Source organism: Aliiroseovarius crassostreae (assembly GCF_001307765.1).
Taxonomy (GTDB): Bacteria; Pseudomonadota; Alphaproteobacteria; order Rhodobacterales; family Rhodobacteraceae; genus Aliiroseovarius; species Aliiroseovarius crassostreae.
The window spans coordinates 1-24,700 of record NZ_LKBA01000013.1; the positions used below are offsets into that span (position 1 = coordinate 1).

The window sequence follows — 24,700 nt, forward strand, 5'->3', positions numbered from 1 at the left end:
TCGGCTTGCCTTCATTCGGGACCTCGACCTGCCGTTTGATGTGATCAGAGCGTCTGCTGATCGAAGTCGTGCATCGCATTGATACGCGATCAAAAACCAAGGTGATTAGTAGAATTGCCGCAGACATAAACAAGGTACACGGCAAGGAACAATTGCTGGTGGATATCGCGACGGCGGCGATGATGGCGCCGAATGGCAAGGTGTCGGATGTCATCTTTCCCATCGCAGGTGCATCCAAGCTGAAGGCCATCATTGATGAGCACAATGCTAAGGGTACGCTCAATGTTCAGATCCAGACGGTGATGCGGGGATCCTATGCCAGTCACTATCGCCCGATGCTGCCTTCCTTACTATCCGTTCTGAGATTTAGGTCGAACAATGAGACATGGCGACCGATCCTTGATGCCTTGGCTCTGATTGCCCGCCTCAACGAAGAAGGGCGTCGCACTGCACCGGCCTCTCTCGCTCCAGAAGGATCGATCCCGAGCAAATGGTGTGCAACTGTGTTGGATGAACGAGGCCGGATGAATCTCATATCTTATGAGCTCTGTATCCTGACCCAATTACGAGAGCGGATTCGGGCAAAGGAAATCTGGATCGAGGGTGCGGATCGTCATCGTAATCCGGACAATGATCTACCAAAGGATTTTCCCGAGAAACGCGCGGCCTATTACAGCGGGCTGAACCTCACTCAGGACGCACAGGCATTTAGCCAGTCCGTTCGCACGCAAGTAGAACAGGAGCTTCTAGAGCTGAATGTCACGCTACCTGACAATGACATGGTCCGCTTGCGCTGGTCGGGTGACAACCGGATCAGCATCACGCCCTTCAAACCAGCCCCTGAGCCCAAGGGTCTGATTGGCCTCAAATCCGAGGTCAATCGGCGATGGCCCATGGCGGGACTGTTGGATACGTTGAAGGAAACGGCGCTAGACACGGGCTTTCTTGATGCCTTTGAGACCTCCGCGACCAGAGAGGCGTTGCCAGCCGACATTCGGGATCAACGTTTGCTGCTCTCCTTATATGGTCTGGGTACAAATGCGGGTTTGAAGCGTGTTGCTGCTGGGGTGCCCGGGACCAGTTATGACGAGCTGTTGCACATTCGACGGCGCTATATTGACCCAGCCTCTCTGCGTGCCGCGGCCGCGCGCGTTGCAGATGCCACCCTTGCCATCCGCAATCCCAGCGTCTGGGGCGAGGCAGGCACGGCCTGTGCATCAGACTCCACCAAGTTCGGGGCCTGGGACCGAAATCTGATGACGGAATGGCACGCCCGCTATGGCGGGCGTGGGGTGATGATCTATTGGCATGTCGCGCAGCAAGCGACCTGTATCTATTCTCAGCTGAAGCGCTGTTCATCGTCTGAAGTGGCATCCATGATCGAAGGTGTGCTGCGTCATTGCACGGACATGGAGATCCAGCGCCAATATGTGGACAGCCATGGCCAAAGCGCAATTGGGTTTGCATTCTGTCACCTTCTCGGCTTTGAGCTTGCCCCACGGCTGAAAGCGATCGCCGAACAGAAGCTGGCCCTGCCGAGCGCTGGCATGCGGGCGAAGCTTCCAAACCTATTGCCAATCCTGTCAGGTACGATCGATTGGAATGAGATTGAGCGGCAATATGATGAGATGGTCAAATACGCTGCGGCCATGCAGCACGGCACTGCGGACCCGGAAGCCATTCTCCGCTGCTTTGCGCGTGCTGATGTCATGCACCCAACCTACAAGGCACTTGCTGAACTCGGCCAGGCAATCAAAACAATCTTCCTGTGTCGTTATCTCCGATCCGAGACGTTCCGCCGCGAAATCCATGAGGGCCTGAATGTGGTTGAGAACTGGAACAGCGCCAACGGCTTTATCTTCTTCGGCAAGGGCGGCGAGATTTCCAGCAACCGGATTGCCGATCAGGAAATCTCAGCGCATGCGCTGCATTTGCTTCAGGCATCCCTCGTTTATGTGAATACTCGTATGGTGCAATCGGTGCTGTCGGAGCCGACCTGGGCAAACCGCCTGTCTGAGCGCGATTACCGTGGTCTCTCCCCATTGATCTATTCGCACATCAATCCCTACGGGCGGTTTGATGTGGATTTGGACAAGCGGATCGACTTTGGACGACAAGCGGCGTGATCCATATGCACAAAAGAGTGCACCCACAGGAGACAGGCTGATGTGACAAAGTGAAATGTCACAAATGGGTAGTCAAACGACTAATGGTACAGCATCAAAGCGTAAGCCACCCTAATGTGACAGGTTCCCATGCCTAAGATCGGATACGCCCGCGTCAGTACATCAAGCCAGGATCTCGACATTCAGAAAGCAAAGCTGAATGCGGCGGGATGTGAGGTCATCCGTTCGGAAACCGTTTCTGGTGCTTCCCGTGATGATCGTTCTGAGCTGGCGACAGTGATGGAGTTTCTGCGCGACGGGGACGAATTGGTCGTGCATCGTCTCGATCGCCTCGGCCGATCCACTCGCGATGTGCTGAATCTGGTCCATGAACTTGATGCCAAAGGCGCATCGCTCCGGGTGCTTGAACCGGAAGTCACCACCGCCGGGGATATGGGCCGCATGGTCATCACCGTCCTCGGCATGGTCGCCGACATGGAGCTCAAGTTCATTCGGGATCGTCAACGCGCTGGAATCGAAGTCGCCAAAGATAAAGGCATCTACAAGGGGCGGCGAAAGTCTGTAGATGATGAGGAAATCCGGCGGCTGGCAGGTGAGGGCACCGCAAAAGCCCAGATCGCCCGTGATCTCGGCGTTTCCAGAATGACGGTCTACCGGGCTCTCGCTGATGCCGAAACCTGAAGCCGCCGTTCGTTCAGGACGCGGCGGCTTCAAAGTCAGAGCCCATTTTGACCTATTTTCTTCATTAAAGCGAATGCCGGCTTGGGAATTGTGGGACTTGATGGCAATGTCACCATGGTGTCGCAATGCTTGCCTTGATGTCTAAGGATGAAGGGTGGATCGAACTATGAATCTCTTTATACTCTCCGGCCAATGTAACCGTTGAGATGGAAAGAAAATTGGGGGGCGTTGGCATTTTGAAAGGTTTGCAGGCATGGAGTGGCGCGATAGCAATTGGCGCGGCCGCACTTTCGCAGACTGCGACCGCTCAATCCTACCCGGAGCCTCGCGGTGAAACTGGAGCGCCATTTGCTGATCCAAACTTAAAACTTGTGGTGCTGTCATCGCTTCTTGAGGAAGGGCACATCGATTTAGGGGAAAGCTCTGATTTCCTGTCTTGGGTCCTAGACCAACCTGTGTCCGATCCATGGGACCTTGGGTTTGGAATAATTCAACCGGCGTATGATTACCTCGCCCGATATCCCCTCGGCCAGAGCCTTCTCGATGAGGTGGAAACGTTATCCTTTGATGGAGGCCTAGAAATCTATTTCTACGTAAGTCCGACTTGGGATGGTGAGACGGAAGACTTCGACATATCGAGCTTTGAGGGACTTCAACATTTGCGAAACCTACGGGTTTTTGAAGCTTCATCGATGATCCCCGAACTCGATCTAAATCTGTTAGCGGGCTTTGATAAGTTGGAAGTGATTGAAGGCGGCGTACCCGTTTCAAACACCGAGGCTCTTTTGGCCATGCCAACTCTTCGCTCCGTCGAACTTGTCGGTAACGATCTGTATCGCGATGTGCGTAGTATCGGACATCGCCAAAATGACCTGTTTGAAACATTAAAGAACAACGGTGTGGATGTTTGGGTTCATTGGATGACTTGGCTAGGAGAAAATCCACCGCCAGCTTACCAATAGCTGCAACTGTACAAATCTTTCCAAAAATCAGCGAATGTTGAACGGTTCGCCAAACCAGACATTAGGGGAAGCGAGGGGAATGGCTTTTTTGTCCGCATCTTACTAGTTCACGCACGGCGCGGCGAAGGTCGGTTACTTTTGCAAGTTCTTATATTGTTCTGATTTTTGGCCACTTTTGCACGCTCGGTCCAGTTGGGCCAAATATCTCGGGGTGAGGGCCCGCTCACAGAGCGGGGGCGAGGGGCAGCGCCCCTGCCGCATTGCGGCTGGAAAAACTGCCGAGCGAAGCGAGGCCACCCCCAAGTGATGGCGATCCTCGCAGAGGATCAGCCGCGCGCGGGAGCATCACCGATGTCGGGAAAAATGCCGGGGTCCTGAGTGGGTAATCATATCCATCGACAATGTGTGATCCATATTGCGCATTCGGTGACGCAGCATCTGTCGGGACATGCGTGCGAGATCCGCCGCGTAAGAGGGGTTGTGCGCCACATTCTCAGTCTCGCCGTTTGCGCGATGGTCAAACAGGATCGGGTCCAGCGTTTCGGCTGCAAATTCAATCAGCGTCAGCTGCTCGTCACGCAGGATCGACAGGTTGGACGTGCTGGGATCTGTTCCGAGCTCGCGTTCCCACCGGGTTGGGTGTTCGGGATCCGCGAAATCCAGTTCGGAAAAGGAATAGCGCCGCCAATCCGATGGGATATCGCCCTGGATCAATGGCAGGAGCGAGCGGCCATCAACGGAGTTTGGCACCTCCTGTCCAACCCAGTCGAGGATCGTGGGCATCAGGTCGATCGACTCGGTGGGCTGGGAAATCCGCTCTCCCGCCCGCGCGTCATTGCCGGGCAGGCGTATGATCAATGGGGTATGATAGGCCGCGTCATGCAAAGTCATCTTCCCCCAAAGGTGATGATCCCCCAGCATTTCGCCGTGATCAGCGGTCACGATCAGCAATGTGTCGTCATATTGCCCGCTGTCCTTCAGGAACTGAATGACCCGCCCGATGTGATGGTCTACCTCGGTGGCCAACCCCAGATAAACGGCGCGCAGGGTCTGGATGGCCTCATCTGTCGGGGACAGGTCAGGGAACCCTTTGACAAAATCCACCACGGTGCTGCTTTTCTGAGCGGGGGTAAAATACGGGTGCAGGGCCGCGTCCCTTTCAGCGCTGTCCAGCCGGTTGGGCAGGGGCAGCCCGGCCGGGTCATACATGTCATTATAGGGGGCAGGTGCCACCAGCGGAGGGTGGGGGCGAATATAGGTCAGATGCGCAAACCAGCCCTGTTTTGCATAGGCATCCATCGTTTCCAAAAACCGGCCGGTCAGAAACGCCGTATCGCTGTGTTCGGCCTTGTAAACTGCGGGATCATTCAGCTTTGGGGGTTTGCCGCTTGGGGAGACCGGTTTGTAAAGATCCCAGTAATCGTCAAACTGATACCCGTTGCGGATCAGGTAACTCTGCCAGGGCAGCGATTGTTCCAGACGCATTTCGAGCATCTCGTGAAACCCGGTCATCGGATATTCATAGCTTTGCACCGCGGGATCGTTGGGGTGGTGAATGCGCGGGTCGCCGGATGTGTCGGTATACCCAAACAGCATCGGCAAATACCCCGCCTTGCGCATTTCCGTCGCCACATTGGGCGTGTCATGGCGCAGCGGGGTGCCATTGCGGACTGAGCGGTGGTTCATTGAATATTGCCCGGTCAGGATCGAGGCGCGTGACGGACCGCACGGGTTGACCACCGAAAAATGACGTTCGAATGAAACGGCATCCCGCATCAGGCTGCGCAGGTTGGGCAGATCGACATGATCTGCCATCGCGCCACTCACGCAATCCGCGCGCAACTGGTCGATGATGATAAAGAGCACGTTTTTTCGGGGCGGTCTCTGGGCTGTCATAGGGTTTCCCGATCGGTATTGATCTCTGTTCCCTCTGAACAGGTCGCATATCTGTGCTGGCGTCAAGATTGGAGTGTGGCACGTGCGTCTTCACGGCGCGGGAAAGGATGATTTCGGTTTGCCGCGAATCAGCCTGACCTGCCAAAGGGGGTCGGGGGAAATTCAATTCAGGTGTCGCAAAACTGTGATCTCCCCGTGAAAAATGAGGTTACGTTGCTCCGTGACAAGAGAAGGAGGGAAATGCTACGCTCAGTTCTAGGGCCAATTGGATCAAAAAAGGGTTTTCAATTGGCGCTATCCGTTGTGCCGGAAATTACCAAAACTAATGATACAATCAAAAAAACAAATCCAACGGGAGTTTGTCATGACAACCAAACAGAACCTTACCCGCCGCTCGGTGCTGAAGGGTGCGACCACAATGGGGGCCGCTGCTCTGGCATCGCCGCTCTATGTGAAATCTGCCCTGGCCTCGTCGGGTGAGATCAATATCCTGATGTGGTCGGATTATCTGCCACCAGAGTTCATCGCGGGTTTCGAGGCTGAGACCGGCATTAAGGTGAATTACACCGGGATCGGGTCGAACGAAGAGATCATCAACAAGATGAAGGCCACCAAGGGTCAGGGGTTCGACATCGTATCTCCGACCAACAACCGGTCCCTGCAATGGGGCCCGCTTGAGCTTCTGAAACCGTTTGACCTGAACAAGGTCAACCTGGATGCGGTCAACCCTGCCATGTCGAAGATCGGCACGGATGCATGGGACTTTGGCGGCAACGGGGCACATTGGCTGCCGCATATCTGGGGCACCGAAGGGATTGCCTATCGCACCGACAAATGGCTGCCGGCGGGTGACGCGCCGAGCTATGGCGATGTCTGGTCGGAAGAGAATGCTGGCAAGACCATGGGGCGTGCGCATTCGATGATGCTGGGTGCCGGTCTTTACATGGAAGCGTCTGGTGAGATGGAGCCGGGCTCGATCTGGGCTGCCTACAACGATGAAGAAACCATGCGCAAAGTCTGGGGTCAGGTGGCGGATTGGTGCATTGCACGCAAGTCGCGCATCAAACTGATCTGGAACGATGCCGACACCCAGAAAAACGGCCTGCTGAACGAAGGTGTTGTGGTTGGCCAGACCTGGGATGGTCCGCCTCTGGCGCTGAAGTCTGCGGGCGAGCCTGTGCATTACCAGGCGCCGGTCGAAGGGGCGATGGCCTGGGTCGACGGCATGTCGATGCCAATTGGCGCGAAAAACGAAGAGCAGGTTTATGCTTTCATCGACTACGCCTATCGCAAGGAACCGGCCGGCAAGGCGATTGACAGCCACGGCTACAACTCGCCGGTGCTGGGTGCCGACACCTATTCGGGCGACACCTATAAAAAGAACTTTGCCGAAGCCTATCCGGGCGACAGCCTGGCGAACCTGAACCCATGGCCGGCTGAGGCCCCGTGGTATGCGGATGTCCGCACCGAGTTCGTCAACAAGTTCAAGAGCGCCTGATCGCTCTGATATATCGGCCCTGCCTGTGACGGGCAGGGCCAACCAACCGTTTTCAACAGGCTCAGCTGTCAACCCTTCACGAGGGACCGAGAAAGCTATGAGCCAATGAGGAGAAGCCATATGAGTGCCGGAGTAGGCGTCGATCTGGAAAACCTGTGGATCCGCTTTGGGGACTTCGTCGCCGTGCGCGATGCCAATGTGAACATCAAAGGGGGCGATTTCTTTTCGTTCCTCGGGCCATCTGGCTGTGGCAAGACCACCATCCTGCGGGCGGTATCGGGTTTTCTTGACCCCAGCGAAGGCAATGTGCTGATCGGTGGGAAAAACATGAAGGGCATCGGGCCGAACAAACGCCCAACCGCCCTGATCTTTCAAAACCTCGCGCTTTTCCCTCTGATGAAAATCTGGGAAAATATTACCTTCTCGATGGAAATCCAAGGTGCCAGCGCGCGCGAACGCCGCAAGCGTGCCGATGAGCTTCTGGACATGATCGCGCTGCCGGGGCAGGGCGACAAACTGCCGTCCGAGCTGTCGGGTGGCCAGAAACAACGTGTGGCGATTGCCCGTGCGCTTTGTGCCGAACCCGATGTGCTGCTGCTTGACGAACCGCTGTCAGCCCTTGATCTCAAGCTGCGTCAGCATATGCGCACCGAGCTGCGCGAAATTCAGCAGCGGGTGGGGATTACCTTTATCTACATCACCCATGACCAGGGTGAAGCTCTGACCATGTCGGACGACATCGCGGTGATGCGGGCTGGTGTGATCGACCAGATTGCCGATGGCAAGACCATCTACAACGACCCGGCCACCGCCTTTGCGGCCAGCTTTGTCGGCGAGAACAATGTGTTCCGCGGCAAGGTCAGCAAAATCATCGGCAATGAGGCGCTGATCAGCACCAACCGCTCAGGCGAACTGCACGCGCGGATTTCCACCGCCAATCAGGGAAAGTTGCAGGTTGGTGATGATGCCATGATGTTCATCCGGCCAGAGGCACTTTCGCTGGCTCCCACCGGCACGCAGGGAGACCATTTCGTGACCGCGCAGGTGACCCATGAGGAGTTTGAGGGCAACACCTATAACATCTTCACCGAGGGCGATGGCGGCAAGGAGATCAAGATCTCCATCCCCAATCTTGGCCAGTCTTTTGAAGATCACACCGGCCAACCCATTACGCTGGAATATGACGTCAACAACGCGGTTGTTGTGCCTGCCGGCGAACTGGCAAGCGAGTAAGGGGGACAGATATGCCTGGCTTCCTGAAAGAATTTTTCAATCGCAACGGCACGCTTATGGGGTCGATCATGTTGGGGCTTGTCCTCTTCTGGGTCGTGGGCCTGATCATACTGCCCCAGCTGTCGATGCTTGATTTCTCATTCCGGCCCAACCTGCCACCCCCGGAGATCGGCGGGCCAAAGGATGTCTATACGCTGGAGAACTACAAATATCTGATCTATGGCCCGGAAGGCGGGTCGCAGGATTACAATGCGGTGGACCTGAAAGTGTTCTTCCGCACGCTGGTGGCTGCGGTCTGTGTGACCGTCTTCAACCTGCTGTTCTGTTATCCGATCGCTTATTATCTGGGGCAGAGCAAAGGCAATCACATTCGCATCTTCGCCTTGATGCTGATCATTCCCTACTGGATCAATGAGATCCTGCGGGCCTTTGCCCTGCGGATCATCTTTGGTGAAAGCGGGGTGCTGAACACGATTTTGGTCGGGTCCGGGATCTTTGACACACCGTTTGATTTTATCCGCAATGACATCGCGCTCTATGCGGGTCTGGGCTATGCCTATATCCTGTTGATGATCTTCCCGATGTATAACGTGATCGAAAGCCTCGATGGCAATCAGATCGAGGCCGCCCGTGATCTGGGCGCGCCCTGGTGGCGGATTCACTGGCGGGTGGTCATTCCTTACGCCAAACCGGGGATCAGCTCGGGCTGCACCATGGTGTTCATGTTGTCCGCCGGTGCGCTGGCGGCGCCCCAGATCCTTGGTGGTCCTTCGTCGCTCTGGTTCACCCAGCTGATATACCAGCAGTTCAACGACAACTCTGACTGGCCACAGGGGGCGGCTTACGCAATTGTCCTTCTGGTCACCTGTATCTTGCTGGTTCTGGCAGTGATGCGCCTGTTCAAAGTGAACATGGGGGATATCGGCAAATGAGCTCTGATAAAATCATCCGTATCTCGATCTGGATCTATCTGGGTATCTTCTTTGCCTATCTGCTGGGTCCGTTGATCATCATGTCGATGACGGCGTTCAACTCGCCGACATTTCCCAGCATGACGCCATGGGAGTGCCTGACCTTCGACTGGTTTGGGGTTCTGTTTCAGGATGAACGTATCCTTACGGGCATCTGGAACTCGATCCTGGTAGGCGCTGGCACGGTGATCCTGTCGGTGTCGATGGGGTTGGCGGGGGCGCTGATGCTGACCCAGATCTGGCCCAAACTTCGGGCCACCTACTACACCATTATCATTGCGCCGATCCTTATTCCCGGCGTGGTGCTGGGGATCTCGACCCTGGTGTTCTGGGATCGCATCAACCGGATGCTGGGGCTGGGGGCGGACAGCTTCCTGTCAAACGGGCTGTTTCTGACCATCATCGGTCAGTCCACCTTTATCGCCAGCTATTGCATGCTGGTGCTGGTGGCCCGTCTGCAGCGTTATGACACGACGCTGACCGAAGCGGCGCTGGATCTGGGGGCCACCCATGCCCAGGCCTTCCGCAAGGTGATGCTTCCGTTCATGTTCCCGGCAATTGCCTCAGCGGCGGTGCTGGCGTTCCTCGCCTCGTTCGAGAACTACAACACCACCACCTTCACCTTCGGGGAATACCCGACGCTGACCATCGAACTGGCGCAGAAAGTGCGTTACGGCATCAACCCGTCAATCTCGGCCCTGGCCTTTATGATTGTCGCCCTGACCGTGATTTTTGCCCTGATCAACGAGGCCAATATCAAGCGCAAGGCCCTGGTTGCCGAGGCGCGCAAGGATGCCACCGTAAGCGAGCTTGCAGGGAAGGTCGAAGTGCCCGGTATCATCAGCCGCAACCCGGCCGCGATTGCGCTGATCGTGGTGCTGCTCGGCATGGCTTCGGTGATTGGCTCTGCGATGGCCTATAACCCCGATCAATGTATCGCTGGTGTGCAGGAGCAAAAGCGCCTGGAAACCGAGCGCCGCATTCAGGAGCTGCGTGACAAACGCGCCAAGGAAGCTGCTGAGAAAGCCCAGCAACAGGGTGGGGCAGGGGCGCAAACGGCACCGAAACCTTCGAACAACTCGGGGTTTGGGAACGTGTTTGCACCAAACACCCTGGGTGGCGATGAAGGCAGCAATGGGGAAGAGGCCGCCCCGTCAGGCAGTGGTGGCAACAATTCCGGGTTCGGAAATGTGTTTGATCCAAACGCACTGAATTCCGACGGGAACTGATCCTCTAAAGCGTTTCGAGATTAACTTGAGTCACAAGTTGATTTCGAAACGCCCGCAACATCAGTAGGTTTCGAGCGTTTCGCCTCATTATTGTGTCTCAATAATAAGGCGAAACACTTCAACAAACCAATAAAACGGCCCGCCCTGTGCGGGCCGTTTTATGTCAGGTGGTTTTGGAATCTGTCACTTTTCTGTTTCATACTTCATTTATTCATGAAATATGGAAGTCTTGGAGGAGGACCGCCTCATGGACAAGTTGCAGATCGAACGCCTCACAGCTTTGGGACATGCAGGCCGCATGGCGCTGTATCGCCTGCTGGTGCGACGCTATCCGGATTATGTCGCGTCGGGTGATCTTGCGGAAATTCTGGGTCAGCGAACCAATACCATGTCGGTCTATCTGGGAACATTGCTTCGTGCCGGTCTGATTGAACAGAAACGCGAGGGCCGCAGCCAGCTTTACCGCTTTGATCCGGAGGGGGCCGATAGCCTGACAAGCTATCTTTACAAGGATTGCTGCCGGGGGCGCCCAGCCAATTGTGCGGTGCCGGAAATCTTCTCCCCGCCGCGAGACAAGCAGAAAGTTCTGTTTCTCTGCACCGGAAATTCGGCCCGCTCAATCATGGCAGAGGTGATCCTGCGCGACCTTGCTGGCGGGCGGTTTGAGGTCCGTTCCGCGGGCACCCGACCCGCCGTGGCGCTGAACCCGGTTTGTTTGCAGATTTTGCAGGACAAGGGACATGATGTGACGGGGTTGCGCCCCCGACACCTGTCCGACCTGGAGGGCGAAGTTTTCGACTTTGTGTTCACCGTCTGTGACCGGGCCGCAAACGAAGATTGTCCGAGCTGGCCGGGTTTGCCAGTGACGGCCCATTGGGGCGTGCCGGATCCGGCAACCCCGCAAAACCACGCGACCCCAGCCGAGATGCTGCTGGGGTTTCAGCGGGTATATGGCGAACTCCATCGCCGTCTGACCCTGTTTGCAGCACTTGATGTCCATGCGCTGGACCGCCTGTCGCTGCAAAACGAACTTGATGAAATTTCCCAGTCTGGAGAAAAGAAATGACCACCTACGCGATCAATGGCCTGGGCCGGATGGGCAAGCTTGCCCTGCGCCCGCTTCTGGAACGCGGCGCAAAAATTGCCTTTCTGAACGATGCGGTCGGCGACCCCGAGATGCATGCGCATCTGTTGGAATTCGACACGGTGCATGGCCGCTGGCCCGCGGCGTTTTCCCACGACGCGGACAGCATCACCATCGACGGCACCCGCCTGCCGGTGACCTGTACCCGCAATCTGGAAGAGCTGCCTTTGCACGGCGTTGACGTGGTGATCGACTGCACCGGTGCCTTCAAAACCGCCGAGAAACTCGCCCCCTATTTCGCGGCAGGTGTGAAGAAGGTTGTGGTCTCAGCTCCGGTCAAAGAAGACGAAGCCGCCAATATCGTGTTCGGTGTGAACGATCACATCTATGACGCCGACATCCACCGCATCGTCACCGCCGCCAGCTGCACCACCAATTGCCTCGCGCCCGTGGTGAAAGTGGTTCTGGACAATTTCGGCATCAAACACGGATCCATGACCACGATCCACGATGTGACCAACACGCAGACCATCGTCGATCGCCCGGCAAAAGATCTGCGTCGCGCGCGTTCTGCCCTGAATTCGCTGATCCCCACCACCACCGGCTCGGCCAAGGCGATCACCCAGATTTTCCCGGAGCTGACCGGCAAGCTCAATGGCCACGCGGTGCGGGTGCCGCTCTTGAATGCCTCGCTGACCGATATTGTGTTTGAGCTGGAGCGTGAGACCACGGCCGAAGAGGTGAACGCGGCCTTCAAAGCTGCCGCCGACGGGCCGCTCAGGGGCATTCTGGGCTATGAGGACCGTCCGCTGGTATCCACCGACTACACCAATGATGACCGCAGTTCGATTATTGATGCGCTCTCGACCATGGTTGTGAACGGCACCCAACTGAAGATCTATGCCTGGTATGACAATGAATGGGGCTATGCGATGCGTCTGGCGGATGTGGCCCTGATGGTTGGGAAATCCCTGTGACACAACCTGCGGAACGGCCCACCGGCATGGCGGCCTATATGGCCGTCACCGCCGCCTATTGGGCTTTCATGCTGAGTGATGGTGCGCTGCGCATGTTGGTGCTGTTGCACTTTCACACGCTGGGGTTTTCGCCGGTTGAGCTGGCCTATCTCTTTGTTTTGTATGAGATCGCAGGGGTCATCACCAACCTGTCTGCGGGCTGGATCGCCGCGCGATTTGGTCTGACATCGACGCTATATGCGGGGCTTGGGCTTCAGATCATCGCCCTTCTGGCGCTGACACAATTGGACCCGACATGGACCGTCACCCTGTCCGTTGCCTATGTGATGCTGGTGCAGGGCGCGTCCGGCGTGGCCAAGGATCTGGCGAAAATGTCGTCGAAATCGGCGGTCAAACTGCTCGCCCCCACCGAAGGGGATGGGCTCTTCCGTTGGGTTGCTGTGCTGACCGGATCGAAAAACGCGGTGAAAGGGCTGGGCTTTTTGCTGGGTGCGGCGCTTTTGGCGCTCGCCGGGTTCAACGCGGCCCTGCTTGGCATGGCCGCTGTGCTGGGCGTGATCCTCGCAGCCATCATGGCAAAAATGCCCACGGGCCTGCCAGCCGGGCGCAAAGATGCCAAATTCCGAGAGGTCTTTTCCAAGAACCGCAATATCAACTGGCTCAGCTTCGCCCGCGTCTTCCTGTTCGGTGCGCGGGATGTGTGGTTTGTGGTCGGCATCCCGATCTATTTCCATGCTGTTTTGTCAGATGGCAGCTCCAAAGGGGATCACAGGGCATTCTTTCTGGTGGGCGGTTTCATGGCGCTCTGGATCATCTTCTACGGCGTGGTGCAGGCCAATGCGCCCCGGCTGTTGCGGGCCAAGGCGCGCGGGGCAGGGGAGTTGACCCGGCTGGCAACCCGCGCTGTCGCATGGCTTGCATTGGTGCCTGCGGTGCTGGCATTGGTGACCTATCTGGCGGGATCCCCCGCGATGTGGCTCACCCTTACTTTGGTGGTTGGACTTTTGCTCTTTGGTGCGCTCTTTGCGCTGAACTCGTCCCTGCATTCCTACCTGATCCTCGCCTTTACGGATGAAAAACGGGTCACGATGGATGTGGGGTTTTACTATATGGCGAATGCCGCCGGGCGGCTGATTGGCACAGTTCTGTCCGGGGTGAGCTACCAGCTCGGCGGATTGCCTGCCTGTCTGGCCGTGGCCGCCCTGATGCTGGGCCTGTCGGCGCTCGGCGCGGCACGATTGTCGCCACAACAGACAGCCTGAAAACGCCCCGGCCTGATTTGACCGGGGCGTCATTTCATTTCTTCTTCATCGCATCCAAAAGCGCCGATCCAAGCCCACCCACCTGAGGCCCGCCCGATGATTTCGGGCCGGAGGGCATGTTGCGCCCACCCGGTTTGCCGCCACGCGGTGGGCGGCGGTCCTGTTGCTTGCCCGGACCCCGTGCATTGCGATCTTCTTTGGCGGACGCCCCGCCGTCCTTGCGCATGGTCAACCCGATACGTTTGCGCGGAATGTCCACCTCGGTCACCGTCACCTTGACCACATCGCCGGTTTTCACCACTTCATGCGGGTCTTTCACGAACCGATCGGCCAATTGGCTGATATGCACCAGCCCATCCTGATGCACCCCGATATCCACAAAGGCCCCGAAAGCGGCGACATTGGTCACCGTGCCTTCCAGCACCATGCCGGGTTTCAGGTCTGAAATCTCTTCCACGCCATCGGTAAAGCTCGCGGTTTTGAAGCTGGGGCGTGGGTCGCGGCCCGGTTTTTCCAGTTCCGAAAAGATATCGCGCACGGTGGGCAGGCCGAAATCACCGCTGACAAAATCGGCCGCTTTGAGCGATTTCAACGCGCCTTCATTGCCCATCAGATCCCGCAGGTCCCGCCCGCAGGCGGAAACGATTTTCCGCGCGATATCATAGGCTTCCGGGTGCACGGCGGAGGCATCAAGCGGTTCTTCCCCGTCCCGGATGCGCAAAAAACCCGCGCATTGTTCAAAGGCGCGGGGACCAAGCCCGGTGACTTTCATAAGCGCCTTGCGCGACGGAAATGCGCCGTGGATATCGCGATGGGTCACGATGGATTGCGCCAGCGATGACGACAGGCCCGACACATGGGCAAGCAGTGGGGCTGAGGCCATGTTCAGGTCCACCCCCACCGCGTTCACTGCGTCCTCAACCACCGCTTCCAGCGATTTTGACAGGCGGCGCTGGTCCACGTCATGCTGATATTGCCCGACGCCGATGGATTGCGGGTCAATTTTCACCAGCTCGGCCAGCGGGTCTTGCAAGCGCCGCGCAATCGACGCGGCGCCCCGCAGCGATACGTCAAGCTCGGGGAATTCCTTTGCGGCCAGTTCGGACGCGGAATAAACCGACGCGCCCGCCTCGCTGACCACAACCTTGGTTGGGGCTTTCACGCCCGCAGGCAGGCGTTTCAGCGTGTCGGCGACCAGGCGCTCTGTCTCGCGCGAGGCGGTGCCGTTGCCAATGGCAATCAACTCGATTTTGTGTTTGGCGATCAACGCAAGGATTGCGGCCTGTGCCCCCTGCACATCCATTCTTGGCTGAAAAGGATAGAGCGTGGCCGTGTCCAAAAGCTTGCCGGTGGCATCCACCACGGCTGCTTTCACCCCGGTGCGAATGCCCGGATCCAGACCCAATGTGGTGAGCGGCCCGGCCGGGGCGGCAAGAAGCAAGTCCTTGAGGTTGCGGGCAAAAACATCAATCGCTTCGTCATGGGCGCGGGCACGCAGGTCCCCCATCAGGTCCAGCGTCATCGACAGCGCAAGCTTTACCCGCCACGCCCAGCGGGCGACGGTGCGCAGCCACTCATCCCCGGGGGTTTGACCGCCAGCCTCCAACCGGGCGGCAACCATATCCACCGCCCGCGCTGCGCCCTCTTCATCGGGCGCAATATCAAGTGTGATCACCCCTTCCTTCGAGGCGCGCAGCATGGCCAGCGCCCGGTGTGACGGGGTTTTTGACCACAATTCCTGATGATCAAAATAATCCGAGAACTTTGCCCCGGCCTGTTCCTGACCTGCGACAAGCTTGGCCGTCAGAAGGGCCTCGCGCTGCATGAATACGCGCAGGGCACCGATAAGTTCCGCATTTTCAGAAAGCTCTTCGACCAGAATGTCCCGAGCGCCATTGAGCGCGTCTTTTGCTGTCGGAACGGCCTCGCTCAGGTAAGCTTCGGCATGGGTCACGGGGGCGATGGTTCGGTTGCTGCGGATTTTGTCCAGAAGCGGTTCCAGCCCGTTTTCCCGCGCGATCATCGCCTTGGTGCGGCGCTTGGGTTTATAGGGTAGATAAAGGTCTTCGAGTGTGGATTTCGTGTCTGCCGCGGCGATGGATCTGGCCAGGTCTTCGGTGAGTTTTCCCTGATCCCGGATGCTGCCCAGAATGACCTCGCGCCGGGCTTCCATCTCACGCAGATAGGTTAGCCGGTCGGCAAGTGTGCGCAGCTGGGTGTCATCCAGCCCGCCGGTGACTTCTTTCCGGTATCGGGCGATGAAAGGCACGGTGGCACCGCCATCAAGCAACTCAACTGCTGCATTAACTTGTTGGGAAGACGCGGAAATATCGGTTGCGATGGTCTGGGAAATGCGGGTGTTGGTGTCCATGATCTCTCCTGTTCGGGTGACCTGTTTAGCGTCAGTTCCGAGGCTGGGGAAGGGGGAATGAAAGGGCGTGCTGGCGGATTATCGCCCGCGTTTGGTCGAGAGCAGCAGGTGGGTTTCGGACCGCGTGATGCCTTCCATCCGGCGAATGGCAAAGAGCACCTGATCCAGTTCTTCCAGGGTCTGGGTGCCGATTTCGGCAATCAGGTCCCAGGTGCCGTTTGTGGAATGCACGGCCATGACCTGCGGAAGGGCAGCGACGCGGGACATGAGCCGTTCGGTGCCGCGCCCCTCGATGCCCAGCATCATCAGCCCCCGAACCGGGTTGGGGGCCACGTCCTGCCGGGTGACAACAGTGAAGCCAACCACCTCGCCCCGCGCCTTGAGGGCGTCAAGCCGGGTGCGCACCGTGGTGCGTGTGACCCCAAGGTGGTCGGCAAGCTCTGACACGGAGGCACGGCCATCGCGATGCAGAAGCGTTAGGAGGCGAGTGTCCAGTTTGTCCATCAATGCTTTCCAATTTGATCGATGCGGGATCATTTTGATCAATTTAATCCCTTCCGGCAAGCCGGATCCTCGCGAATAGATGAGATATGGAACAGAAAAACATCATTCTCGTTGGGGCCCCGATGGATTCGGGCAAGAAGCGTCAGGGGTGCCGGATGGGTCCGGATGCCTATCGGGTGGCTGGACTGGCCGAGGCGCTGACGGCGCTGGGGCATCAGGTGGAAGATATCGGGGATGTGGTCCCGGATCCGGAGAACATGCCCGCGCATGACCATCTGGTTCAACTGCCGGAATGTGTCGGTTGGACACGGGCCTTGAGTCGCACGGCCCAGGCATCTGCGCTACGGGGGATGCCAGTTTTTTTGGGCGGAGACCACGCGCTTGCGATGGGATCGGTGGCCGGTATGGCGGCCTATGCCAAGTCGCAGGGGCGCCCTCTTTTTGTTCTTTGGCTGGACGCGCATACGGATTTCCACACGCCGCAAAGCACCGAGAGTGGCAACCTGCACGGCACCCCGGTTGCTTATTTTACCGGGCAGCCGGGGTTTCATGATTTTCCTGCGCTGGAAGCCAAGGTTGAGGTTGAACATGTGGGCATGATGGGGCTGCGCTCGGTCGATCCTGCGGAACATGCGGCACTGGCCAAACATAATGCGATGCTGGCCGATATGCGGGCGATTGATGAACATGGGATCAAGGCACCCCTGGTGTCATTTCTGGATCGGGTGAAAGCGGCAAACGGGATGCTGCATGTGTCGCTGGATGTGGATTTTCTGGATCCGTCCATCGCGCCCGCGGTTGGTACAACCGTGCCCGGTGGGGCAACCGAACGCGAGGCGCATCTGGTGATGGAGCTGCTGTGTGACAGTGGGCTTGTAACCTCTTTGGATCTGGTTGAGTTGAACCCGTTTCTGGATGAACGCGGGCGCACGGCCATGCTGATGGTGGACCTCACGGCCTCGCTTTTGGGACGGCGAGTGTTTGATCGTCCCACCCGGAGCTTCTGATGATTGCGCTTCAGGTCCTGTCCGCACGCGCCCTAAAGGCGCGGCGCCCCGATCCGATCGCCATTATTGAACAAAGTGCAACGCCGTTGCCGCTGTCCATACCCACAATTGAAACCGCTGGTGGATCCGTGCGCTGCATGATTGCCGGCATCCACCTTGCTCGCCGTTAAGGAGCCATGACCATGCAACCGTCCGACAAGGCGCTGGTGCCTTTTGTATCCGTCGACCACATGATGAAACTGATCCACCATATCGGGCTGGAACAGATGATGACCGGGATCGCGGCCGAGATTGAACGCGATTTCAAACGATGGGAAAGTTTCGACAAGACCCCGCGCGTGCCCGCCCATTCTCCGCATGGGGTGATTGAGCTGATGCCGACCTCGGATGGTGAGGCCTATGGGTTCAAATATGTGAACGGGCATCCGAAAAACACCTCGGAGGGGTTGCAGACCGTGACTGCCTTTGGCCTGCTCGCGGATGTCTATACCGGTTATCCGACGCTTCTGACCGAAATGACGATCCTCACCGCGCTGCGCACTGCGGCGACTTCGGCCCTGGTGGGGAAATACCTCGCCCCCAAGGGCGCGACCACCATGGCGATGATCGGAAATGGTGCGCAGTCAGAGTTCCAGTGTCTGGCCTTCAAGGCGCTTTGCGGCATCGACACCGTGCGCCTTTATGATACCGACCCGGCGGCAACTGCAAAATGCGCGGCAAACCTGGCCGGGTGTGGATTGACCGTGGTGCAATGCAAAACGCCTGAAGAGGTGATCCTCGGCGCGCAGATCATCACCACTTGCACGGCTGACAAGAAAAACGCTACGATCCTGACCGACAACATGGTCGGAGCGGGTGTGCATATCAATGCCATCGGGGGGGATTGTCCGGGCAAGACCGAGTTGCATCGCGACATCCTGTTGCGCTCGGATATTTTTGTCGAATACCCGGAACAGACCCGCATTGAAGGCGAGATTCAGGCGTTGGACGCTGATCATCCGGTCATTGAGATGTGGCAGGTGATGACCGGGCAGGCTCAGGGCCGCAAGGATGACCGCCAGATCACGCTGTTTGACAGTGTCGGCTTTGCAATCGAGGACTTCTCGGCGTTGCGATATGTCAAGCAAGCCATTAAAGGCACGAAGTTTTTTGAAACCCTGGACATGTTGGCCGACCCGGATGATCCACGGGATCTGTTTGGCATGGTCAATCGGGCGAAGTAACGCAAACATACTGCACGGGTGGAAAGCGTGCCCCGCCTTGGGGCACCCTAGGCTCAGGGCCCATTAATCGGCTTGAGATCGCATTGGTCGCATGCTTCACCCCCCCCCAGACTTTCAGGGGGTATCATGAGCAATCTTTTTTGGCTGACCGACGAACAGATGGCGCGGCTGCGACCGTTTTTTCCAAGAGCCATGGCAAGCCGAGGGTTGATGATCGGCGGGTGTTGAGTGGGATAATCTTCATTAATCGCAATGGCTTACGGTGGTGCGATGCGCCCAGGGAATACGGCCCGCCGAAGACGCTCTATAATCGCTGGAGACGTTGGAGCGAGATGGGTGTTTTTGCCAGGATATTTGAAGGGGTGGCTGCGGAAGCGACGGACCTGACGACGATCATGATCGATGCGACCTATCTGAAAGCCCATCGTACAGCGTCCAGTCTGGGCGTCAAAAAGGGGGGCGTGGGCGCCTGATCACTGCCGGGCAGTGATCGAGATCATGTTCGCGCGTCTGAAGGATTGGCCGCGGGTCGCCACCCGATATGACCGCTGCCCCAAAGTCTTCCCCTCGGCCATCGCTCTCGCCGCAACAGTTATGTTTTGGTTATGAGGCCTGAGCCTAGAAAATCCCATGTTTCTGACTTCCTTTGAAGGCGAACCTCATTAATTCGGTCTCACTATTTACGTACTCCGACAGCACCCGAGCGGGATGGCCATGACACGCATAATGCAGTTTATGTTAAATATAACAGCAATACTGACCTAAATCGGATGCCGCTTCTCAGCAAAATCCGCAAGCAGACCAACAAGAAGAAAACCCGTGCGAAAGATGAGGATGAGATGAAGCCGAAGGACATCATGGGCGTGCGTGACACGCTCAAGGACAAGCGCAAGGCCAATGCCGCCACGAAGGACGATGTGGCCCGCGCCTCTGACGCTGCCGGTCGCAAGGCCGAGGCCCGTGTGAAACAGGAAATGGACAAGACTGCTGAGGCGACGGCCAAGCGCACCGCAGATCAGGTCCGACAAGAATTTGAACGTATGTCAGGCGGTCAATACGCGCAAGAACGTGGGCAGTCTGGACTTGTCCCGGTTCAGTTCCGGACCAGGAGCTCTCATGTTAAGCGGCTTTCCGTTCGAAAGTCACGGGGCTTTTGTATCCGAGGGCTGAGTGCCGTCGGCGTGGGTTGTAAAAACCGTTGATGTACTGGAGCGCCAGTTCGCATTGCCGGCGAATGTACCAGTGTTGCCGCCAGACCAGCTCGGCCTTCAGTGTTTTGAAGAAGGTCTGAAGAAGGTCTCAAGGGCAGCGTTGTCATAGCAATTTCCCTTGCCGCTCATCGAGACCTTGAAGCCGCGCTGTTTCAGCGGCTTCTGGTCCTCATGCGAACAATATTGGCTGCCGCGGTCGGTGTGATGGATGCAGCCTTTCGGGGGGGCAGATTGATCGCCGTGAACGGTAGCCACGATCGGTTACTCCAGGCAGGCCAGCAGAGCTGGCGCTGGCTGAGTTTACCGTCGTACTGGTCGATGAATGCGACCCTCACGTCTTTTGCCTCGCGAAAAGGCCGTGGCCTTTTTTAGCACGTCCCTCTCCTCCTTCAGGATGCGGTTCTCCCGTCGAAGCCGTTCATTCTCCCGTGCCAGATCCTGATTGGGCCCGGAAACAACCGCTTCTTCGTCAAAGGATGTGATCCATTTGTTCAGCGTTGAAAGGCCCCCCAAAATCCGCAGAAACCTGTCGCCGCGTCAGGCCGCGCGTCAGCGCGATACGCACCGCATCCCGCTTGAACTCTTCACTGTGTCCGTTTGCCATAGTTCTTCTCCTTCAAGGCAATATTGCTCTCAAAGGGCCGGAACTGAACGACTACCGGCTGGCGCCGGTAGGACGAACGGCCCTTCATCTTGCGCACCAGGTCCGAGATGGCAAGTTTCGGCCGCACCGACACAAACATGTGGATGTGATCGCTCGACAGCACCCCGCGCAAGATGTCGACCTCGTTCTCGCGGCAGACCTGGCGGCAGATGTCGCGCACCCGAAGACGCAGCGCCCTGGGCACGATACTTGGTCGACCAGACGATGTGGTAGCGGTGATAGAAAACGCAGTGTTTGCCGGTATGATCATAAGACGATTCTTTCACGCTGAAGCGGGTCCGACTGGAAGTCGGAGGGTTTAGACCAAAGAGTGGATACTAAACCGGGACAAGTCCAGTTTCCTGGCTCTTTGGCATCCTCGACTTCCGTCAGGCGCTCTGAGTCGTGGTTGCAATCGCGGGCGCGACTACCACGAATACAACATGTCGGTGGATGTCACGCGCGACACCCCGACATGGTAGCCGCCGACCGAGGACGCCGAGGAGATCGTGACCGAGGCGGTGCGTGATCTGGCCCGATGGCTCTACCGCCAACTTAAGGTAGAATACGAACACCTCACCTCTGACGAGGCCATCGAGGAGTGGATCATTGTCAACGCGTATACGTTCACGGAAGGAGGGCGGCGGTTCGGGTAACGGGGATCAAGATGCAGGGTTCATTTGATCTTTACATATAGACCATATGGACTATATTGAAGCCAATGGAGGATACTATGTACGTCGCAGAAAAAATCCGGGAACCCGCAGAGATCAACGCAGTCGCGTTGAAGGCGTATGCGCGCGTGGCCAAAGCCTGGGGTCTCAGCCTCAAGGAAGCGGCGAGCCTTGCCGATATGTCGGAGAGCACTTGGAAGCGCGCCAAGAAGCCGGGTTTCGCGGGGGAGCTTACCAAGGACCAACTGTTGCGGCTTAGTGCGGTGATCGGCATTTACAAGTCACTCGAGCTCTATTTCTCCGAGCCGCTCGCGCGAAGCTGGTTCACTCGACCGAACACTGGTCCGCTGTTTGGGGGCAGCCGTCCAGTCGACACCGCCATTGACGGGGGTCTACCGCAGATCCTCGCGGTGCGGACCTATCTTGATGCGTTGCGTGGTGGGGCATGAAGCAGACCGAGATTTACGATCGTGGTCTTGTTCGCCTCCTGCCCGCCACCTACCACAAGCCGCCATCCCTGCGTGGTCTCGTCGATTCTGATGACGAGATGGAGATCTTGGCAGAGATCGAGGGTCTGACCAGTGGACGTCTACAGGCCGAACGCGGGCGCAACCCGCATCTGGACCCGCGCGAACTCGCTTGGCAGCGCCGCAGCCGCGATCTGCGCATCTACGGGGACAGTCATGTCAATGCCGCCTTCACCTACACCCGCGCCGGCGGAAACCGCTTCAACACCGATGAGCGAGGTGCCTGGTACTGCGCATGGGATGTGATGGTTTCTGTCAGCGAAGTGGCCTGGCACCGCACACGTGAACTCGGCTTTATCGGCAGCTTCCATGACAGCGCTCGCTATGTCGAATTGCTGGCCGACTTCATCGGCGTTTTCGAGGACATGACCGATGAGGGAGGTCATCCCGCGCTGCATCCGGATCCAGGCGTCGGGTATCCCGAGGGCCAAAGCCTGGCCCAGCATCTGCACCGGGGCGGATCCAAGGGACTAATTTATCCTTCGGTTCGCGCTCCCGCGCCCGGCGGGAATTGCCTGGTCTGCTTCGAGCCGCACGCCATCCAGAACGTTCGGCCGGGCGCGTCTTGGGAGCTTGTTTGGGATGGGACGCCACACTACTCGATAACAGCTGTCGGCTGAGGAACTCCAGTCAGACTGCGTTTGGCCAGGTGAAAATAACTTGGCAATGCCTCGCAGATTGATCCGATAGTGTCGAAGACCTCGGTGAAGGTTCTTGCCCCGATCCGTCGCAAGTGGGCTTTCAGCTTTGAGTACGCCTGTTCTATTGGGTTCAGATCGGGCGAGTATGGCGGCAGGTACAGAAACCAGCAGCCGTGATCTCTCAGAGCTTGAGCAGCTTCCTTGTTTCGATGGGGCGCGAGGTTGTCGAGGAAGACGACCGTGCCAGGGGCGATCTCTGGGACCAGCACCTCGCGGATGTAGGCAGCGAATGCGGGGCCATCCATAGCGCCCTTGATGACCCATGTGGCAGACTTTTGCTCCGCCGCCGAGCTGCAAGCGTGGCCGGCAACAAAGTTTTAGTGATGCTGCGATCCAGGCATGCCTCACGCTGAAGGTTCTGTTCGGGATGCCGCTGCGGCAGACAACCGGTTTTGTACAAAGCTTGTTGCGGCTCATCGGCTTGGATTGGTCGGTGCCAGACTTCAGCACCCTGTGCCGCCGCCAGAAAACCCTGAACGTGAGCCTGCCCTATCGTGGGGGCACCGGCCCGCTGAACCTTCTGATCGATAGCACGGGCATCAAAGCGGAGGGTGCAGGCGAGTGGAACACCCGCAAGCATGGCGGCCCGAAACGACGGATTTGGCGCAAGATACACATTGGCATCGACGAGGAAACGCTGGAAGTTCGCGCCGTCGAAGTCACCACCAGCAATGTCGGTGACGCGCCAGTGCTGCCTGAGCTGCTGAACCAAATCCCGCCCGATCAGGACATTGGATCGGTCACCGCTGACGGAGCTTACGACACGCGCAAATCCCATGACGCGATTGCCGCCCGAAAAGCCCACGCCGTCATCCCGCCGCGCATGAACGCCAAGCCTTGGAAACCCACCAGCGCCGGCGCCATCGCCCGCAACGAGGCTGTCAACGCATCACGATATCTCGGCCGCGCATCTGGCGACGGTGGAGCGGGTATCACCACCGGAGCCGCGTCGAGACCAAGATGCATTGTGTGAAACTGTTGGGGCAAAGCCTCATGGCACGGGACTTCGTCCGGCAGGTCGCGGGGCATTGCCAAGTTATTTTCACCTGGCCAAACGCAGTCTGACTGGAGTTCCTCAGGCGGTCATCTCACGGGAATAGTCGGTCCATAGGCTGAGCGCATCTGCCCGTGCCTGACGATAGGATTTGGCGGTGAGACGATAGCGACGGGGTCTAAAGAGGGTGTTGATCTGGTCATGGGCGGCGAGGAACCGCTGCGCCGACCTGGCCGACTTGAAACGGCCTAGGGCGTAGACCTATAAACGTTGATGTGATTCAAGATGTGAAATCTGGGAGGTTTCATGTCGTCGCATTTCTGGCTCACCGAAGAACAGTACAATAAAATCAGGCCCTTGTTGCCCAATACGCCGCGCGGTGTTCCGCGTGTCGACGACCGGCGCGTGTTATCGGGCATCATTTTCTGCATTCAGCGAGGCTATCGCTGGTCCGATGTGCCGCCGGAATATGGCCCCGCCAAGACGCTCTACAACCGCTACAAACGCTGGTCTGAAGCAGGCGTTTTCGAGCATGTGTTCGAAACTTTGGCGCGGGAGACGGCAGATCTTTCCACGCTGATGATCGACGCCAGCCATGTCAAAACCCATCGCATCGCAGCCAATGGTGCCAAAAAAACACCGGCGAAGGACGGGATATCGGCAAGACAAAAGGCGGGTTGAATTCAAAGCTGCATCTGGTGTGCGATGGCAGTGGCAAGCCGGTCCATCTGCATCTGACCTCAGGCATCGAGCCGATATTACCAATGCGAATCAATGCCTTGAGCCATATGTTGCCAGGGGAACCACCGTCATTGCAGACCGAGGTTACGACGCAAATCACCTGCGCGACTGGCTGAGCGACGCCAAGGCAACCGCCTGCATCCCACCGCGCAAGAACCGCAAAATGCAATTCGAATATGTCATGC

The 24,700-nt window shown here is 57.7% G+C and carries 20 protein-coding genes and 9 pseudogenes; 21 read left to right on the forward strand and 8 right to left on the reverse strand.

Features of this window, described 5'->3' with window-relative positions; all coding sequences use genetic code 11:
* Positions 1-53: 53 nt before the first annotated feature.
* The 3 genes and pseudogenes from AKJ29_RS12255 to AKJ29_RS12265 form a co-directional block, all read left to right on the forward strand.
* Positions 54-2,126: pseudogene (locus AKJ29_RS12255) on the forward strand (Tn3 family transposase); the annotation flags it as partial.
* Positions 2,127-2,255: 129 nt separating this feature from the next.
* The gene (locus AKJ29_RS12260; RefSeq protein ID WP_055191269.1) at positions 2,256-2,807 is read left to right on the forward strand and encodes a recombinase family protein; all 552 of its coding nucleotides are present in this window, start codon (positions 2,256-2,258) and stop codon (positions 2,805-2,807) included.
* A 206-nt stretch (positions 2,808-3,013) separates the two neighbouring features.
* Complete coding sequence (locus tag AKJ29_RS12265; protein WP_139231453.1) at positions 3,014-3,769, forward strand: DUF6892 domain-containing protein; 756 nt, start codon at positions 3,014-3,016, stop codon at positions 3,767-3,769.
* A gap of 345 nt (positions 3,770-4,114) precedes the next feature.
* On the opposite strand, the gene AKJ29_RS12270 is transcribed toward AKJ29_RS12265, so the two are convergent.
* Positions 4,115-5,665: an alkaline phosphatase family protein gene (locus AKJ29_RS12270; protein ID WP_055191308.1), complete on the reverse strand. Its 1,551-nt coding sequence runs from the start codon at positions 5,663-5,665 to the stop codon at positions 4,115-4,117.
* Between the two features lie 364 nt (positions 5,666-6,029).
* Between AKJ29_RS12270 and AKJ29_RS12275 the strand changes: the two genes are divergently transcribed.
* From AKJ29_RS12275 to arsJ, 7 genes are all read left to right on the forward strand, one after another.
* Positions 6,030-7,163, forward strand: coding sequence for an ABC transporter substrate-binding protein (locus tag AKJ29_RS12275; protein ID WP_055191334.1), 1,134 nt, complete (start codon positions 6,030-6,032; stop codon positions 7,161-7,163).
* A 120-nt stretch (positions 7,164-7,283) separates the two neighbouring features.
* Positions 7,284-8,396, forward strand: coding sequence for an ABC transporter ATP-binding protein (locus AKJ29_RS12280; RefSeq protein WP_055191310.1), 1,113 nt, complete (start codon positions 7,284-7,286; stop codon positions 8,394-8,396).
* A gap of 11 nt (positions 8,397-8,407) precedes the next feature.
* Complete coding sequence (locus tag AKJ29_RS12285) at positions 8,408-9,328, forward strand: ABC transporter permease (RefSeq protein ID WP_055191312.1); 921 nt, start codon at positions 8,408-8,410, stop codon at positions 9,326-9,328.
* Positions 9,325-10,596, forward strand: coding sequence for an ABC transporter permease (locus AKJ29_RS12290; protein ID WP_055191314.1), 1,272 nt, complete (start codon positions 9,325-9,327; stop codon positions 10,594-10,596). The genes AKJ29_RS12285 and AKJ29_RS12290 overlap by 4 nt, the downstream gene beginning before the upstream one ends.
* Positions 10,597-10,843: 247 nt before the next feature.
* On the forward strand, positions 10,844-11,662 hold the full coding sequence (locus AKJ29_RS12295) for an arsenate reductase/protein-tyrosine-phosphatase family protein (protein WP_055191336.1): 819 nt from the start codon (positions 10,844-10,846) through the stop codon (positions 11,660-11,662).
* Complete coding sequence (locus tag AKJ29_RS12300) at positions 11,659-12,657, forward strand: ArsJ-associated glyceraldehyde-3-phosphate dehydrogenase (RefSeq protein WP_055191316.1); 999 nt, start codon at positions 11,659-11,661, stop codon at positions 12,655-12,657. Before AKJ29_RS12295 ends, AKJ29_RS12300 begins: the two co-directional genes overlap by 4 nt.
* A gap of 26 nt (positions 12,658-12,683) precedes the next feature.
* Positions 12,684-13,919, forward strand: coding sequence for an organoarsenical effux MFS transporter ArsJ (gene arsJ / locus AKJ29_RS12305; RefSeq protein ID WP_055191318.1), 1,236 nt, complete (start codon positions 12,684-12,686; stop codon positions 13,917-13,919).
* A gap of 34 nt (positions 13,920-13,953) precedes the next feature.
* Here the strand turns inward: arsJ and AKJ29_RS12310 are convergent, their stop codons facing one another.
* Together AKJ29_RS12310 and AKJ29_RS12315 are read right to left on the reverse strand one after the other, a co-directional pair.
* Positions 13,954-16,290 (reverse strand): Tex family protein, encoded by a 2,337-nt coding sequence (locus tag AKJ29_RS12310; protein WP_055191320.1) that lies wholly within the window; start codon positions 16,288-16,290, stop codon positions 13,954-13,956.
* 78 nt (positions 16,291-16,368) lie between these two features.
* A complete protein-coding gene (locus AKJ29_RS12315; protein ID WP_055191322.1) occupies positions 16,369-16,794 on the reverse strand; it encodes an Lrp/AsnC family transcriptional regulator in 426 nt (141 codons plus the stop codon).
* A gap of 86 nt (positions 16,795-16,880) precedes the next feature.
* On the opposite strand from AKJ29_RS12315, the gene rocF reads away from it, so the two are divergent.
* From rocF to AKJ29_RS19910, 5 genes and pseudogenes are all read left to right on the forward strand, one after another.
* Positions 16,881-17,801, forward strand: a complete 921-nt coding sequence (rocF, locus tag AKJ29_RS12320; protein ID WP_055191324.1) for an arginase — start codon at positions 16,881-16,883, stop codon at positions 17,799-17,801.
* 8 nt (positions 17,802-17,809) lie between these two features.
* Positions 17,810-17,971: pseudogene (locus tag AKJ29_RS19365) on the forward strand (arginine deiminase-related protein); the annotation flags it as partial.
* Between the two features lie 12 nt (positions 17,972-17,983).
* Positions 17,984-19,024, forward strand: a complete 1,041-nt coding sequence (locus AKJ29_RS12325) for an ornithine cyclodeaminase (RefSeq protein ID WP_409360030.1) — start codon at positions 17,984-17,986, stop codon at positions 19,022-19,024.
* A 126-nt stretch (positions 19,025-19,150) separates the two neighbouring features.
* Positions 19,151-19,633, forward strand: a pseudogene (locus AKJ29_RS12330) (transposase).
* Between the two features lie 161 nt (positions 19,634-19,794).
* On the forward strand, positions 19,795-20,226 hold the full coding sequence (locus AKJ29_RS19910; protein WP_055191327.1) for a hypothetical protein: 432 nt from the start codon (positions 19,795-19,797) through the stop codon (positions 20,224-20,226).
* Here the strand turns inward: AKJ29_RS19910 and AKJ29_RS18860 are convergent.
* The 3 pseudogenes from AKJ29_RS18860 to tnpA all read right to left on the reverse strand — a co-directional run.
* A pseudogene (locus AKJ29_RS18860) lies at positions 20,144-20,460 on the reverse strand (IS3 family transposase); the annotation flags it as partial. The gene AKJ29_RS19910 and the pseudogene AKJ29_RS18860 overlap by 83 nt on opposite strands.
* 141 nt (positions 20,461-20,601) lie before the next feature.
* Positions 20,602-20,839, reverse strand: a pseudogene (locus tag AKJ29_RS20090) (transposase); the annotation flags it as partial.
* Between the two features lie 37 nt (positions 20,840-20,876).
* Positions 20,877-21,165: pseudogene (tnpA, locus tag AKJ29_RS12345) on the reverse strand (IS200/IS605 family transposase); the annotation flags it as partial.
* 126 nt (positions 21,166-21,291) lie between these two features.
* Between tnpA and AKJ29_RS20095 the strand changes: the two are divergent.
* From AKJ29_RS20095 to AKJ29_RS12360, 3 genes and pseudogenes are all read left to right on the forward strand, one after another.
* Positions 21,292-21,534: pseudogene (locus tag AKJ29_RS20095) on the forward strand (antitoxin of toxin-antitoxin stability system); the annotation flags it as partial.
* 65 nt (positions 21,535-21,599) lie between these two features.
* Positions 21,600-22,001, forward strand: a complete 402-nt coding sequence (locus tag AKJ29_RS12355; protein WP_055191329.1) for an MbcA/ParS/Xre antitoxin family protein — start codon at positions 21,600-21,602, stop codon at positions 21,999-22,001.
* The gene (locus AKJ29_RS12360) at positions 21,998-22,699 is read left to right on the forward strand and encodes an RES family NAD+ phosphorylase (protein WP_055191331.1); all 702 of its coding nucleotides are present in this window, start codon (positions 21,998-22,000) and stop codon (positions 22,697-22,699) included. The genes AKJ29_RS12355 and AKJ29_RS12360 overlap by 4 nt, the downstream gene beginning before the upstream one ends.
* On the opposite strand, the gene AKJ29_RS12365 is transcribed toward AKJ29_RS12360, so the two are convergent.
* Entirely contained in the window at positions 22,675-23,025 is a 351-nt protein-coding gene (locus AKJ29_RS12365; RefSeq protein WP_074963847.1) for a transposase, read from the reverse strand. The two genes, AKJ29_RS12360 and AKJ29_RS12365, sit on opposite strands and share 25 nt — an antisense overlap.
* Before the next feature lie 41 nt (positions 23,026-23,066).
* Here AKJ29_RS12365 and AKJ29_RS12370 point away from each other — a divergent pair.
* A pseudogene (locus AKJ29_RS12370) lies at positions 23,067-23,803 on the forward strand (IS5 family transposase); the annotation flags it as partial.
* Between the two features lie 52 nt (positions 23,804-23,855).
* Here the strand turns inward: AKJ29_RS12370 and AKJ29_RS18865 are convergent.
* Positions 23,856-24,026: pseudogene (locus tag AKJ29_RS18865) on the reverse strand (IS6 family transposase); the annotation flags it as partial.
* A 54-nt stretch (positions 24,027-24,080) separates the two neighbouring features.
* Here AKJ29_RS18865 and AKJ29_RS12375 point away from each other — a divergent pair.
* Positions 24,081-24,455 carry an IS5 family transposase gene (locus tag AKJ29_RS12375; RefSeq protein WP_055190382.1) on the forward strand — a complete coding sequence of 125 codons (375 nt, stop codon included), beginning with the start codon at positions 24,081-24,083 and terminating at the stop codon, positions 24,453-24,455.
* A 19-nt stretch (positions 24,456-24,474) separates the two neighbouring features.
* A partial coding sequence (locus AKJ29_RS18870) for a transposase (protein WP_161805413.1) occupies positions 24,475-24,700 on the forward strand: 226 nt, incomplete at its 3' end.

What these genes read in the sequence shown, in the direction of transcription:
- AKJ29_RS12280 (WP_055191310.1), top strand. Translation starts at nt 7,284, where the DNA reads ATGAGTGCCGGAGTAGGCGTCGATCTGGAAAACCTGTGGATCCGCTTT.
- arsJ (WP_055191318.1), top strand. Translation starts at nt 12,684, where the DNA reads ATGGCGGCCTATATGGCCGTCACCGCCGCCTATTGGGCTTTCATGCTG.
- AKJ29_RS12285 (WP_055191312.1), top strand. Translation starts at nt 8,408, where the DNA reads ATGCCTGGCTTCCTGAAAGAATTTTTCAATCGCAACGGCACGCTTATG.
- AKJ29_RS12355 (WP_055191329.1), top strand. Translation starts at nt 21,600, where the DNA reads ATGGAGGATACTATGTACGTCGCAGAAAAAATCCGGGAACCCGCAGAG.
- AKJ29_RS12315 (WP_055191322.1), bottom strand. Translation starts at nt 16,794, where the DNA reads ATGGACAAACTGGACACTCGCCTCCTAACGCTTCTGCATCGCGATGGC.
- AKJ29_RS12365 (WP_074963847.1), bottom strand. Translation starts at nt 23,025, where the DNA reads ATGGATGGCCCCGCATTCGCTGCCTACATCCGCGAGGTGCTGGTCCCA.
- AKJ29_RS12300 (WP_055191316.1), top strand. Translation starts at nt 11,659, where the DNA reads ATGACCACCTACGCGATCAATGGCCTGGGCCGGATGGGCAAGCTTGCC.
- AKJ29_RS12310 (WP_055191320.1), bottom strand. Translation starts at nt 16,290, where the DNA reads ATGGACACCAACACCCGCATTTCCCAGACCATCGCAACCGATATTTCC.
- AKJ29_RS12265 (WP_139231453.1), top strand. Translation starts at nt 3,014, where the DNA reads ATGGAAAGAAAATTGGGGGGCGTTGGCATTTTGAAAGGTTTGCAGGCA.
- AKJ29_RS12295 (WP_055191336.1), top strand. Translation starts at nt 10,844, where the DNA reads ATGGACAAGTTGCAGATCGAACGCCTCACAGCTTTGGGACATGCAGGC.
- AKJ29_RS12275 (WP_055191334.1), top strand. Translation starts at nt 6,030, where the DNA reads ATGACAACCAAACAGAACCTTACCCGCCGCTCGGTGCTGAAGGGTGCG.
- AKJ29_RS12375 (WP_055190382.1), top strand. Translation starts at nt 24,081, where the DNA reads ATGTCGTCGCATTTCTGGCTCACCGAAGAACAGTACAATAAAATCAGG.
- AKJ29_RS12325 (WP_409360030.1), top strand. Translation starts at nt 17,984, where the DNA reads ATGCAACCGTCCGACAAGGCGCTGGTGCCTTTTGTATCCGTCGACCAC.
- AKJ29_RS12260 (WP_055191269.1), top strand. Translation starts at nt 2,256, where the DNA reads ATGCCTAAGATCGGATACGCCCGCGTCAGTACATCAAGCCAGGATCTC.
- AKJ29_RS12270 (WP_055191308.1), bottom strand. Translation starts at nt 5,665, where the DNA reads ATGACAGCCCAGAGACCGCCCCGAAAAAACGTGCTCTTTATCATCATC.
- AKJ29_RS12290 (WP_055191314.1), top strand. Translation starts at nt 9,325, where the DNA reads ATGAGCTCTGATAAAATCATCCGTATCTCGATCTGGATCTATCTGGGT.
- AKJ29_RS12360 (WP_055191331.1), top strand. Translation starts at nt 21,998, where the DNA reads ATGAAGCAGACCGAGATTTACGATCGTGGTCTTGTTCGCCTCCTGCCC.
- AKJ29_RS19910 (WP_055191327.1), top strand. Translation starts at nt 19,795, where the DNA reads ATGCCGCTTCTCAGCAAAATCCGCAAGCAGACCAACAAGAAGAAAACC.
- rocF (WP_055191324.1), top strand. Translation starts at nt 16,881, where the DNA reads ATGGAACAGAAAAACATCATTCTCGTTGGGGCCCCGATGGATTCGGGC.